Annotated in this window: 12 protein-coding genes; 11 read left to right on the forward strand and 1 reads right to left on the reverse strand. The window is 72.9% G+C overall.

Features of this window, described 5'->3' with window-relative positions; translation table 11 throughout:
* Positions 1-82: 82 nt before the first annotated feature.
* On the forward strand, positions 83-1,030 hold the full coding sequence (locus A6F73_RS04885) for a DUF5655 domain-containing protein (protein ID WP_063346625.1): 948 nt from the start codon (positions 83-85) through the stop codon (positions 1,028-1,030).
* Positions 1,031-1,114: 84 nt separating this feature from the next.
* On the opposite strand, the gene A6F73_RS04890 is transcribed toward A6F73_RS04885, so the two are convergent.
* A complete protein-coding gene (locus A6F73_RS04890; RefSeq protein ID WP_063346626.1) occupies positions 1,115-1,861 on the reverse strand; it encodes a site-specific DNA-methyltransferase in 747 nt (248 codons plus the stop codon).
* 576 nt (positions 1,862-2,437) lie between these two features.
* Here A6F73_RS04890 and A6F73_RS04895 point away from each other — a divergent pair.
* The 10 genes from A6F73_RS04895 to A6F73_RS04940 all read left to right on the forward strand — a co-directional run bounded on the left by A6F73_RS04895 (position 2,438) and on the right by A6F73_RS04940 (position 13,162).
* Positions 2,438-3,619, forward strand: coding sequence for a C40 family peptidase (locus A6F73_RS04895; RefSeq protein WP_063346627.1), 1,182 nt, complete (start codon positions 2,438-2,440; stop codon positions 3,617-3,619).
* Between the two features lie 79 nt (positions 3,620-3,698).
* Positions 3,699-4,007 (forward strand): DUF6112 family protein, encoded by a 309-nt coding sequence (locus tag A6F73_RS04900; protein ID WP_063346628.1) that lies wholly within the window; start codon positions 3,699-3,701, stop codon positions 4,005-4,007.
* On the forward strand, positions 4,007-4,702 hold the full coding sequence (locus A6F73_RS04905; RefSeq protein ID WP_063346629.1) for a hypothetical protein: 696 nt from the start codon (positions 4,007-4,009) through the stop codon (positions 4,700-4,702). The genes A6F73_RS04900 and A6F73_RS04905 overlap by 1 nt, the downstream gene beginning before the upstream one ends.
* A gap of 15 nt (positions 4,703-4,717) precedes the next feature.
* A complete protein-coding gene (locus tag A6F73_RS04910) occupies positions 4,718-6,169 on the forward strand; it encodes a hypothetical protein (protein ID WP_063346630.1) in 1,452 nt (483 codons plus the stop codon).
* Between the two features lie 143 nt (positions 6,170-6,312).
* A complete protein-coding gene (locus A6F73_RS04915) occupies positions 6,313-7,782 on the forward strand; it encodes an SCO6880 family protein (RefSeq protein ID WP_063346631.1) in 1,470 nt (489 codons plus the stop codon).
* 36 nt (positions 7,783-7,818) lie between these two features.
* Positions 7,819-8,268 carry a DUF6238 family protein gene (locus A6F73_RS04920; RefSeq protein WP_063346632.1) on the forward strand — a complete coding sequence of 150 codons (450 nt, stop codon included), beginning with the start codon at positions 7,819-7,821 and terminating at the stop codon, positions 8,266-8,268.
* Positions 8,269-8,291: 23 nt separating this feature from the next.
* Positions 8,292-9,797 (forward strand): hypothetical protein, encoded by a 1,506-nt coding sequence (locus A6F73_RS04925; RefSeq protein WP_063346633.1) that lies wholly within the window; start codon positions 8,292-8,294, stop codon positions 9,795-9,797.
* A 31-nt stretch (positions 9,798-9,828) separates the two neighbouring features.
* A complete protein-coding gene (locus A6F73_RS04930; RefSeq protein ID WP_159398364.1) occupies positions 9,829-11,103 on the forward strand; it encodes a hypothetical protein in 1,275 nt (424 codons plus the stop codon).
* 101 nt (positions 11,104-11,204) lie between these two features.
* A complete protein-coding gene (locus tag A6F73_RS04935) occupies positions 11,205-12,314 on the forward strand; it encodes a hypothetical protein (protein WP_063346635.1) in 1,110 nt (369 codons plus the stop codon).
* Positions 12,315-12,409: 95 nt separating this feature from the next.
* Positions 12,410-13,162, forward strand: a complete 753-nt coding sequence (locus A6F73_RS04940) for a hypothetical protein (protein WP_063346636.1) — start codon at positions 12,410-12,412, stop codon at positions 13,160-13,162.
* The last annotated feature ends 130 nt before the right edge of the window (positions 13,163-13,292 follow it).

Genomic DNA, 13,292 nt, shown 5'->3' on the forward strand with positions numbered 1-13,292 from the left:
GCGAAGCGCGCCCGCCTTAAAGGGAATACCCGATTCCTCTTTTCGATTGGTCTCTTCGTAGGGTCCTGCGAAGGGGGCGTAGGTGGCCGATCTGAAGGTGTTCCGGCGGGGTGCCGATGGCCGGGATGTCGAGCTGCGGGGTTCGACGGTGGCACGGGAGCGGGAGCTGCAGCGGCGGGTCGAGGGGGCGCTGGAGGCGATGCTGGGGGTGCGGTTCCTGGCTTCGGAGTACGCGACGGGGCCGTGGCATCAGGGGCGGATCGACACATTGGGGCTGGACGAGGACGGCGTGCCGGCGGTCATCGAGTTCAAGCGCGGGCGCGATGCCGGGGTGATCGCCCAGGCCGGGTCCTACCTGGTCTGGCTGCTGGCGCACCGGCACGAGTTCGAGGCGCTGGTGCGCAGACGGCTGGGAGCCGGGGCTGCGGAGGCTGTTGACTGGCGGCGGCCTCGGGTGATCTGCGTCGCGGGCGAGTTCTCGCGCCATGACCGGGCTGCTGCTTCGCTCTACCAGCGGGATCACCGCGTGGACCTGGTGCGCTACCGCGTCTTCGGGCCGGACCTGCTGACACTGCAGCTGGTCGAGACCGTTCCGGGCTTCTCTGCTTCCGGTGCCTCGTCGATGCCGGCTGCTCCGGCCGACGAGGCAAGCGACGAGCCGGAGGTGGTAGCGGTGCCGGCGGGGTCCTCGCAGGTGGAGGTGCCGGAATGCCTGCGGGAGCTGTACGGCGAGCTGGACGAGGCGCTGACCGCAGCGGGTGAGCTGGAGGTGGTGGTGCTCAAGCACTACATCGCCTACAAGCGGCTGCTGAACGTGGCGTCGGTGGTCTTCCGCCCGTCGCCGTCGCATCGGGCGCTGCTGGTGTATCTGCGGCTGGACCCGGACACGGTGGAGCTGGAGCAGGGCTTCACCCGCGACGTGCGCGGCATCGGGCACCTGGGGACGGGGGACCTGGAGGTGCGGATCGCCTCGTCGGCGGACGTGGAGAAGGCGGTGCCGTTGATCCGGCAGGCGGTCGAGGAGTCCTGAGGAGGCGGGAAGGGCGGCTGGAGTCTGGTGCTCCGGCCGCCCTTTCGCGTCTTCGGCCCCTCTGCCGGGTGACGGTTCTCACGCTCACGCCTCCGGTCCGGCAAGGACGAGGTCGTCCTTGGTCAGCTCAGCACGCAGCCGCTGTTCGGCAACGTCGGCGTAGTGCGGGCTGAGTTCGATGCCGACGAAGCGCCGACCTTCACGCAGGGCGGCGACGCCGGTCGAGCCGCTGCCGGTGAACGGGTCGAGGACGGCGCCGTTCTCGGGGCAGATCTGGACGAGCTGCTGCATGATCTCCAGCGGCTTCTGGGTGATGTGAACCCGGTCCTTGCGGGGCTGGGAAGCGGTGAAGTGACCGGGCAGGTAGAGGTCGCGGCTGTTGTCGAGGGTGCCCTTGACGCCCCAGGTGATGAACTCCGCGGACTGCTTGAAGCCGCCCTTGCGGGGTCGGCTGGCGGGCTTGATCCAGGGGATGGTGCCCTGCCAGGTCCAGCCAGCCATCTGCAGCGCGTCGGACGTGGTCGGCTCCTGCCGCCAGTCAGAGAAGACCATGGCGACCGAGTGCTCGGTGCTCGCCCGGTACGCCTCGGTCAGCAGCTCGGTGAGCCAGGAGCGGTAGGAGCGCTGGTCGCGGTTCTCGCCGGGGAAGGTCTTGAGGTCGTGGGCGGAGCCGGTCTGCACGTACTTGGCGCGGGCGTCGCGGCTGGTGCGCTCGGAGCTGGTCCGGCCGCCCGAGTTGTACGGCGGGTCGGTGATGACGGCGTTGACGGACTCGTCAGGGAGGGTCTTCAGCACGGTGAGGGCGTCGCCTCGGTGCAGCTGGTAGCTCATGGGTCTTCCTTCGGGGCATGGTGCTTGGGCCCGCTCCGGGCGGCGCCCGGCGGCAGCCGCCGGGAGCGGGGATGCCGAGGAAGGTAGCCGCGATCGGCGGCCGTACCTAATGAGCGCGACGGGGTGCCGGGCTCGGCCGGGGGTCGTTTGGTGCGGCCGACTTTCGCGTCTACTGTCTCGCCATGCCAACCGGGCAGCAGGCCAAACGGCCCCGGCCCGGCGCGCGTTGATCCGTACCGCCCAGTGCAGGCGCGACCACGTGCGGGCAGCGTCCCCTTCCCCCTGAGTCCCGAGGAGCGCCGTCGTGTTCCGGCTGAGATTACGAGCGCGGCTGGCTGCCGCGCGTGACCCGAGACCGGCGTCCTGGAGCTACCAACTCCCGTGACCCGGGCCCGCTCTGAGCAAGGGCAATTTCACCACCGGCGCGGTGCCGGCGACTTCTTTGCACGAGAGGCCGGCACCGCGTTCTCCTACGAATCCCCGAGGAGCCGCTGCGATGCAGCATGCCCTGGCACACCCATGCCCTCATTCTCTTACGCCGCCCGGTCGGCCGCTGTCCGGTGACCGGGGGCCGTCGTGAAGAAGACGGTCGGCGCACTCGTCGGCGTCGTCGCCTGCGGTCCGCTGGTGCTGGCCTTGCCCGTCGCGATCGTCGGCGCAGGCAGCGCCTCGGCCGCCGCGTCCAGTTCCTGCCCTCCCGGTGGAAATCCGCAGGGTGTGGATTCCTCGGCGGTGGCGGCGCAGGTCGAGGCGATCCTCAAGGGCTCCAGTCCGCTGTCGGCTCCGGCCGTGGCAGGGCTGAGCAAGCCGTCCGAGCAAATCCCCAACGCCCGGACGATCCAGGCCACCGGTGTCGCGATGCACATACCCGTGCGCGGGCAGGTCGTCGCCCTGGCAACGGCCCTACAGGAGAGCGAACTCCGCAACGTCAACAGCGGCGACCGGGACTCGCTCGGCCTCTTCCAGCAGCGGCCCTCGCAGGGCTGGGGCACCCCGGAGCAGATCATGCAGCCGGTGTACGCCTCGACGAAGTTCTACGAGGCGCTGCAGAAGGTCAGCGGCTGGGAGTCGATGACCGTCACCCAGGCCGCCCAGGCGGTGCAGCGCTCCGGCTTCCCGGACGCGTATGCCAAGTGGCAGCCTCTGGCGGAGGCGCTCCAGAAGGCCCTCGCACCGCTCCTCGCCCCCGCTCCCGGCGCGTCGCCCACGGCGAACCCGACGCCGGCACCGACGCCAACGGCCGGCGCGAGCGCCAGTCCGACAGCGGGGGGTGGCTGCGGGACGCCCACGGCGGGCGGTGACGGCAGCGACTTCGGCACGATCCCCGCGGGCTCGCTGCCCAACGGCTACACGATCCCGGCGGATGCGCCGCAGTCGGTGCAGACCGCGATCCGTTGGGCGCTGGGCCAGTTGGGCACCGCCTACCAGTGGGGTGGCACGTGCGCGTCCTCGCACGGGGCGGACCCGATGGGCAGGTGTGACTGCTCGTCGCTGATGCAGATGGCCTACCGCGCGGCCGGCGTCTCGCTGGAGCGGACCACGTACGACCAGGTCAAGCAGGGCACCGCCGTCTCGGCGGACTCGCTCAAGCCGGGCGACCTGCTGTTCACCCGGGGCAGCGCCGCCGTGCCGGAGCACGTCGGCATGTTCATCGGTTCGGGGCTGATCGTGCACGCGCCGAAGACCGGTGACGTGGTCAAGATCTCGACCTTGGCCTCGTGGCGGCCGGAGATCCTCGCCGCCCGCCGGGTCGCCTGACCGGCGCCCTCCCCTCCTCTCCTCTTCTCCCCTTTCTCTGGGCTGCCTTCGCGCGCCCTGAACCGCTCTGGAGCTTCCCTTGTATCTCGCGGACGCAGTCGTACAGCTCGCCTACGACCCCGGCATCACCCCCAACGAGGGCGGCCTGCCCGGCCTTTCGGTCCTCAAGCAGGTGATGGGCAGCCTGAACTTGTTCGGGATCATCGCGGTCGTCGGCGCCCTGGCCGTCAGCGCCGGGGTGTGGGCCTGGGGCCACCACTCCGGCGGCCACCAGGCCGAGGCCAACGGCAAGAAGGGCGTGCTCGTCAGCGCGGGTGCCGCCCTGCTGCTGGGCGCCGCGAACGGCGTCGTCTCGTTCTTCTCGACGCTCGGAAGCCAGGTCAAGTGATGCAGAAACGTTCCCTCTTCTCGGGCCCTCGCCCAGGCGGCTCCGGCGGCGCGCTGGTGCGCCGCCGGGCGCTGCTGGGCTCGCTCGTCCTGGTGGTGCTCGTCGCCGCTGCCGGCGTGCTGGCCTACGTCACCCGGGACGGGCGCGAGGCCACCAACCCGGCTGCTGCGGCTACAGGTTCGACCGCGCCCTCCGCGCCGGTGGCTTCACCGTCGCCGGGCGGGCATGCGAAGTCGCTGCCGGGTCCGCCCTCGACGCACGATCCGATCGCGTTCGCGAAGGCGGCGGCGGTGGCGCTGTGGTCGTACGACACCCGCTCCTCCTCCCAGCCGGAGCTGGTGGCCTCCCTCCACCGGTGGCTGACCGGCGAGGGGCAGTACCTCGACGCCGACTCGGTCGACCGTCTGGTGCCCTCGCCGGTGCTGTGGGGGCGGATGGCCGACTCCGGGCAGTTCGCCACCGCGACCGCGGACGAGGCGCACTTCCCGGACCGGTTCACCAAGGCGCTGCAGGCCGATCCGGGGGCGATCACGCAGGCGTACGTCTACGCCGTGACCGTCTCCGGGAAGCAGTCGATCTCCTGGAACGGCGCCCCGCAGGGCGGGGCCGAGGACCGTTCGGCCACCCTCGCCGTGCAGTGCCGTCCTGACCGCCCGTGTGCCCTGGCCGGTGTGCTGCCGGCCGTGTCGCCCTGACCTGGGGAGTTCCTCGTGGATATCTGCAACCTCCCGATGGTCGCCCAGGTCTGCAACGTCGTCGACGGCATCAACTTCGTCAGCGACCCGGGCAAGAGCATCACGGACGGCATCGGCGCGTGGATCGCCAAGAGCATGGGCGAGCTTGCGGCCAGCGCCGTCGACCTGTGCGCGAAGGCGGTCGACGAGACCACGGCCATCGACCTGTCCGCGCCGTGGTTCAGGGACAACTACCAGCTGATCCTGCCGATCGGGCTGATCCTGACCGTGGGCACCTTCTGCGCCCAGCTGATCCTGGCCGCCTGGCGGCGGGACGAACGGGCACTGGCCAAGGCCGCCTGGGGCACGATGACCGGCGTGCTGTTCGCCTTCGGCGCGATCAGCTTCACGGCGGTCGCGGTCACCGTGGTCGACGCCTTGTCGGCCGGGCTGTTCCAAGCCGCGCACACCAGCGTCGCCGACGCCGTCAGGCGCATGATCAAGGTCAGCCAGTTCGGCCCCATGTTCGCCCTCGGCTGGGCGATCCCCGCCCTGGTCGCGGTCGGCAGCGCGATCGGGGCGTTCCTCTACTGGTGCGTGATGGTCGCCCGCAAGGTCGGCGTGCTGATCCTGGTGGTGCTCGCCGCCTTCGCCGGTGCCGGCGGCGGCTGGGAGGTCGCCCAGCGGTGGCGGCGCGGCTGGATCGAGGCCACCGCCACCCTGATCGTCTCCAAGCTGCTGATGACCGTGGTCTTCCTCGTCGGCGTCTCCGCCCTCGGCAAGACCGACGCCAAGGACGGCGTGGCCGCCCTGTCCGACGCCATGGCCGGTGTCGTGATCATGGTCATGGTGCTGCTATGCCCGTACGCGGTCTACAAGTTCGTCCACTGGGCGACGGACGGCAGCGGCCACGACGACACGCACCGCACCGGCATGGCCGGCATGACGGTCGCGGCCGGGGCGGCGAAGACCGCCGGTTCCCTGGCCATGCAGATGGGCACCGGCGTCCCGGCGCCGCAGGGCCCGGCCCAGGTCCCGGGTGCGGGAGGTGGCGGTGCCGCCTCCGGCATCGACCCGACCGGCCGGATCAGCAAGGAGGGGATCGACGCCGGCACCGCGCAGCAGCCGACGAAGTTCCGCTTCGGCGAGGACCCGAGCGCGGGAGGCGACCGCGGACGCGCCCTGGTCACCCGGCCCGGCATCCCGTCCCTGATCACCCGGGCCTCCCCCGGCAGCGGCGGCAGGCAGCAGTCGGCGTCCGGCAGCGGCCAGGACGGCGTCGCGGCCCAGCCCTCCGCGCCGCCTGTGCCAGGCGTGTCGACGGCCCCGGCCGCGCCCGCGCCCTCGGCGCCCGGCCCGGCCCCGGCGGGCCCCGGTGTCCCGACACCGCCCGCACCGGCGGCCACAGGACCGGCCCCGGCCGGAGCACCAGCTTCGGAACCGGCCCGGTTCGTCTTCCCGAACAATCCCACCCCGCCCGGTTCCTGACCGGCGCCCCCATGCCCTGGGGCGGGCGGCAGCCCGCCACCCGCCCCGGGCCCCGACCACCAGCGAAGGAGCATCCGCGATGACGTCCAGAAGAGCGCCGCGCCCCCGCCCGCCGCCCGCCCGCTCATCCCTCTGGAACACCGATGTCCTCCTCGACGCCCGACGCCACCCCTGCGTCCGTCAAGTTCCCCCACCGCAGCCGCCGAGGCGTGCTGCTCGGCCTGAGCGCCCCGCAGCTCATCACCACCTCGGCCACCGGCCTGCTGCTGCTCGCCGTGCTCGTCACCCGGGGCGTCACCGGCGCCCTGCAGCTCATACCCCTGTGGGCCGGTGTCGCCGCCCTGGTGTTCATCCGCTACCGGGGCCGCACCCTCGCCGACTGGGCGCCCGTCGCCGCCCGCTACGGCCTGCGGCGCCTGCGCGGCCAGCTGCTCTGGCTCACCCGCCCCTCCTCCCGCCCGGTGCGCGAGGGCCTGCTCCACCTGCCCGGCAGCGCGGCCAGCCTGCGCGTGGTCACCGCGCCCGATGGCCGCTACGGCGCCGTCCACGACCCGCACGCCGGCACCCTCACCGCGATCGTCAAGGTCTCCTCCCGCGCCTACGCGCTGCTCGACCCCGGCACCCAGAACGCCAACGTCAACGGGTGGGGGCGCTCCCTGGCCGCGCTCGCCCGCACCGGCCAGGTCGCCCGCATCCAGGTGATCGAGCGGACCGTCCCGGACACCGGTGACGCGTTGCGCCGTTACTGGGAGGAACACGGGCGCCCCGACGCGCCGCTGGCCGGTGAGCTGTACGGGGAGCTGATCCGCGGCGCCGGTCCGGCCGCCGCCCCGCACGAGGCGTACGTCGCCATCGCCCTGGACTTCAAGGGCGCACGGCGGCTGATCTCCCAGGCCGGAGGCGGCCTGACCGGTGGTTTCGCGGTCCTGGCCCAGCTCACCTCCGCGTTCGAGCAGTCCGCCCGCACCGCCGGCCTCACCCCGGCCGGTTGGCTGTCCGCCGGTAAGATCGCCGCCGTCGCCCGCACCGCCTACGACCCCAAGTCCCGTGCCGCGCTGGACCGCTGGTCCGAGGACGGACGCCCGTCCGCCGACCCGGCCGCCGCCGGCCCGGTGGTCGTGGTGGAGAAGGCCGACCACATCTCCACCGACTCCGCCCACCACACCACCTACTGGGTGGAGAACTGGCCGCGCACGCAGGTCAACCCCGGCTTCCTCCACCAGGTGCTGTTCGCCTCCGGCGTGCGCCGCACCGTCTCCCTGGCCTACGAACCCCAGGACCTCGACTCGGCACTGCGCGACGTGCGCCGCAAGAAGGCCAGCGTGATCGCCGACTCCGCCGAGCGCGCCCGCAAGGGCCAGGTCTCCAGCGAGGCCGACTCCGTGGAGTACCAGGACATCCAGAACCGCGAGCGCCAGCTGATCGCCGGCCACGCCGACGTCGCCCTCACCGGACTGCTGACCGTCTCCGCCGACACCGAGGACGAACTGCGCTCCGCCTGCGCCGTGGTGGAGACCGCCGCCGTGGGCGCCCAGCTCGACCTGCGCCCGCTCACCTGGCAGCAGGCCGAGGCGTTCACCGCCTCCGCGCTGCCGTTCGCCCTCGCCGCCTGATGCCGGCCCTCCCGCCTTCCGAAAGAGCACCCCCCGATGCCGGCCACCCCCGCCACCACGCAGGACTTTGTCCCCTACGCGACCGCGGCGATCGACTTCCACCGCGCGCTCAACATCCCCACCGGCCCGCTGGTCGCCTCCCGCGTCGAACTCGACTCGCTCCACGAGCACCTGGTCGCCCTGCACGGCCTCCTCGACGCCCATGCCCAGCGCACCGCGCCGCTGCTGCCGGCCGAGGGCGACCACCTCAAGGCCGCGCGCACCCGCCTGTGGCAGGCCGCCGATCACCTCCACGCCGCTTACCATGCCTCGCCCCGGCCTGGCAGCGGCGAGGTCCCCGGCCCCGACGCCTGCCGCGCCCGCCTGCCCGAGGGCGCGCCTGAGCTGAGCGTCTGCCGCCGCCACCAGGAGACCGCGCAGCTGGTGCGCCGCCGCGCCACCCCCGCCGACCTGCACGCCCCGTTCACCGGCCTCGTCCGTCGCTGACCCTTCACCCCGGATTCGTGATCATGCCCAGGAACCGCGCCACCGCCAGCCCCCTGTTCGTCCCGAGCAAGATCACACGCGCCCAACAGCGCGCCGCCCGTGCCGAGTTCGCCCAGGCCCGCACCAAGGCCCGCCTCGTGCAGCCCGCCGCCGAGCGTCCCCGGAACAGCGGCACCGATGCGGATCTCCAGCCCGTCTACCCGGTGTCAGGCCGGCCTGGTCCCGCCTCCGCCCGCGGCGGCAGGCTCCGACTGCCCAAGCACCGGCTGACCACCGCCACCGCCTCGGGTGCCTACCCGTTCCTCGCGGAGGCCGGCCTCGGCGCCGAGGGGATCTTCATCGGCCGCGACCTCCACGCCGAGGGCAGTTTCTGCTACGACCCCTTCGCGCTCTACAACAGCGGCCGAATAGAGGGGTTCACGAACCCGAACGCGATCCTGTGCGGGGTCATCGGCATGGGCAAGAGCGCCCTCGCCAAGTCCATCGCCACCCGCGCCATCGCCCACGGCTACAAGATCTACGTCCCCTCCGATCCGAAGGGTGAGTGGACCGGGCTGGCCCAGGCCCTCGGCGGGCAGACCATCGCCCTCGGACCCGGCCTCCCTGGGCGCCTCAACCCGCTGGACGCACCGCAGCGACCCGCCGAGGTGAGCAAGGAGGACTGGCGCACCGAGGTCCGCAAGCGCCGCCTCCTGCTGCTGGCCAGCCTCGCGGCCACCGTGCTCAAGCGCGACCTGCTGCCGATGGAGCACACCGGCCTCGACGTCGCCCTGGACCTGGTCGTCGCCGACGCCGACGCGAACGGCACGGCTCCGCTGCTCGGCGACATCGCCCACGTCCTCGGCCGCCCCGACCGCCTCGACGCCGCCCTCGGCGGCCAGGCCGGAAGCCTCGGCCACGCCACCGACGACCTCGCCCACGCCCTGCGCCGCCTGGTCCACGGCGACCTCAGCGGGATGTTCGACGCGCCGTCCACCGTCACGTTCGACCCGGACGCGCCGATGCTCTCCATCGACCTGTCCCGCCTCGGCAGCAGCGGCGATGACACCGCCCTCGTCCTCGCGATGACCTGCGCGAGCGCGTGGATGGAGGCCGCCCTCGCCGACCCCGCTGGTGGCCGCAGGTGGGTGATCTACGACGAGGCATGGCGGATCCTGCGCCACGTCGGCCTGCTGGAGCGCATGCAGCAGCAGTGGAAGCTCAGCCGCGGGCTGGGAATCGCCAACTTGCTGATCCTCCACCGGCTTTCCGACCTGCTGTCCGCGGGCGACGCCGGCTCGCGCGGGCGCGTCCTCGCCGAGGGCCTCCTGGCCGACTGCTCGACCCGGATCATCTACCGCCAGGAACCGGACCAGATCCCCGCCGCCATGGCCCTGCTCGGCCTGACCGGCGTCGAGGCGCAGGCCATCGCCGCCCTCACCCGCGGCCGGGGCCTATGGAAGGTCGCCTCGCTCTCCTTCATCGTTCAGCACCTCCTCCACAGCCGCGAACGAGCTCTGTACGACACCGACTTCCGCATGACCGCCTGATCGGCCGCCCCTTCGAGAATCCTGAACTTTCTTGCCTACCAACGATGTTGAATCGCACCTCGACCACGCCCGTCTCACGACGGCCGACTTCACGGTGTTCGAGCAGCTGCTCGCAGCGCGCCGCGACCGCCTCCCCTACCCGCCGGCCGACTGGCACCTCGTGCTCACCTCCACCAGCATCGGCACCCAGTGGCAGTCCACCTACGCCCTGTTCCGGTCCTGCGATGCCCTCGCCACCACGGAATCCGGGAACGAGACGTACGTGCGGGTGTACTTCGACGAGGACGGCCGGGCCCTGCCCGACCAACCGCACCTCCCCGGGGCCCTCCCGCCGTTCGCCGCCGAGCTGGCGGAGCACCTGCCCGGCTGGTCCGTCCAGCCCTGTCCCCTCAACCCGGGACGGGACCTCGTCGAACTCCAGGACCCGCTCTGGGGTGGCGGCCCACCGCCATGGAACAGCGTCTTCGCCCCGCACACCGCCCTCGCCCTCGCGGGTCCCGGCGGGGAGCGCCTCCTCGCCGTACGGCCGCGTCCCGGTCACGAGCTCGTGGTCCGTGCGGCCCGGCCCGACGACGCTCCCGGCTACCACCCCGACGACGTGAAGCCCCCGGTCCGGCTCGTGTTCCCGGCTGATGCGGCGCCCGCCATGGTGACGGCCGAGGTCAGGGACCGCTTCGCGCCCGGCTATCGGGAAGCCGTCTGGCGCGCGCGGACGAACTCCTTCACCTTCGCCGCCGAGGCCCTGCAGCGCCTGAGCACCGCGTACATCCCCGAACCCGGCTCGCCCTGGGGCCACCTCGGGGAGATCGGCGCCTTCGAGTCCGAGGCCGACCGCAACCGCGCCACCTGGCACTACATCACCACCCTCGCCGAGCAGGGCCCGCACCTGGTGGCCGGCATCCGGGCAGCCATCCACCTTGAGGACCGACTGGACCCCGGCGTCGCTCCCGACCTGGGGCGGCTCGGCGCCGCCGAGTACGCACTCGCCCGGCTCCAAGAGGGCCGGGACGCCTGGCAAGGCGCCATGGCCGCCATCGTCGGCACGAGCCCCGAGGCCGAGCGGCTCCGGGCCCGCGCCGAGGACCTGCGCAACCAGGAGGCGTGGGACTGCGCCGTGCCGCTCACGGCCGGCCCACTCCCCGCGCTCGCCGCGCACGTCGCACCGAGGGTCGCCCTGCCCGTGCCGGGCCGCGAGCAGCAGGTCAAGGCCGCGCTCGCCCGCACCGGCCATCTCCGAAGCCACGGTCCGGCGGAGCCTGCACCGCCCGGCCGGCCGACGCAATCGGCTCCCCACCGGGCGCGGTGACCGCATATCACCGCTTCGCGGCCGGACCAAGCCCCCGGTCCCCGGCATCATCAGCGTCCCACCCACAGCCCCCTGGGGCGCGCACCCCGCAGGAGCACGCCGTGCGACCCGACTATCTGAGCGTCCTGTTCAGCGACAACGGCTTCGGCGTCACCGCCCACGTCTACGGCCCGGACACCACGCCCGACCGCGGCACCACCGGTCCGGACCGGCGCTACGCCCACGTCACCCGTCCCCTCGCGCAGCGGGGCCTTGAGACCGGAGTCGGCTTCGGGGCGGACGACTACGTCGCCGTCGCGCGGCTGCCCGACGAAACCTTCCTGTCGATCTCCCCGCCACCGGAAAGCGCTCGCCCCGAGGTCCCCGGCTTCCCGGACGCATGGCTCGTGACCCGGGACCACCCGGACAACCCCCAGCTGTTCGAAGTCCTCTACGACAGCAGGCCGGACGGGCCCGACGCCCCCAACGGAGGCAACGTGCCCGAGTTGCTCGCCTCCGTCGACAAGCACCTCGACGGCCTCGGCGTGCCGTCCCGCGAGCAGGTCCAGGCCGCTCGGGCAGGGGCCGAGTCCGCTCTCCACCGGGCCGGTTTCATCCCCGTCGTGCGGATTCACGAGACCCATCACCGGCTTCCCGCCGCCATGGTCGATCCCGGCGAGCGCCGCGTCGCCGTCACCCGGGCCGTCGACTACCTGCGCGCCGAGGGCTACCGCTTCACCTGCCCCGTGGACCTGATCGACCACCGCCTCCCGCCGGCGCTGCCCCCGTCCCGCTTGCTGGCCCAGGTCAGTGAGGCCGTCTCGGCGGCCGTGCACACCCGGGAGGTGGTCGACGCACTGAGCGAACTGACTGCTCCCGGCGACGGCGTCCTCGACCAGACCGTCGCGGTCCTGCGTGAAAGCGCCTCCTGGTGGGAGGGGCTGGGCGGTGCTTCCGATCCCCACTACGCGGCCCGCCTGCGCTACATCGCGGATATGGCGGACGGCTACGTGCGGGAGATCCGGGCGATGCGCGGCGACCTCGCCGACCGGCACACCACTCACCCCGACCGCACTCGGCCCGCTGCCCCGGCCGCGGCCGATGGCCTCGACACCCGGGTTCTCGCCGCGCTCGCCACCTCTCCCACCTCCACGCGCACCCTCACCGGTCACCCGGCCGAGGCCGTCCTCGCCGCCCCGGCCGCCGTCCGTGCCGCCGGACCCCGCCGCTGAACCCCGCCCGGGAAGGGGGGCCGCTGTGCCCCGCCGAAACAGACCGCGCCCCGCCTACCGGTCCACCGTCCGAACCAGCGAAGCGGAGCCCCACCGTGCCTGCCGCCGAACCCACCCAGCTGCCCGACGTCGCCATCGGGCACCACCCGAGCCATGGCATCGTCGCCTCCCTGCCCACCCAGTCGCCCGCCGCCGAGTGGATGCTGGAGCGCCTCGACTTCCAGCGCCTGCCCGGCAACCCGAAGCTCTTCACGCTCACCGACCAGCACCGCGAAGCCCCCGAGCGCGCCGCCTGGGCCGCCAAGCTCCTCACCGGCGCCGGCTACCACGTCGACACCGACATGGCCCTGGCCCCGGTGAACACCGGCACGCAGGAACGGACACAGGCGCGAACGGCCGCAGCCGAGCCGACGCCCAGCCACCAGCCGGACACCGGCCCGGACGTCGCATTCGCCGAGCACCCGACCCTGGGCATCGTCGCCGCCGTCAACGACGACCTCCCCTTCAACCCGGGCATCTACCTGGAGACCGACGGCTGGCGCCGCCACCGCGACCTGGACGTCTACTTCCCCCCGGCCGGAACCCGAGCAGAGTCGCTCGACGTCGTGGCACACACCGTCAAGGGACTGCGGCGCGGCAACTTCCAGGTCGCCCTGGAGCCCCGGCTCGCCGAGGACGTCGCCGCTCACCGCGCAGAAGTCCGGCAGGCATTCACCACGCGTAAGTTCCGCGTCGACGAGGCCGCGCTCAAGGGTCCCACCCCCCAGCCCGCTCCTGCCGCCGCACTCGGCGCCAGCAGGCCGCCCGTGGCCGTCGACCCGCGCATCGCGTTCGCCCGCGCGCGCTGACCGACCCCGCTCCACCTGTACCACCTCTAGGAAGCCTCAGTGTCCGCTGCCGCCACCCCGTCCGACGACACCCCGTTCCTCCGCCGTCCCGACCCCTTCCTCGCGCTCCCGCGCCTCCCCCAGCGGCTGG

This window comes from Streptomyces sp. MJM8645 (assembly GCF_001625365.1).
Classification (GTDB): Bacteria; Actinomycetota; Actinomycetes; order Streptomycetales; family Streptomycetaceae; genus Kitasatospora.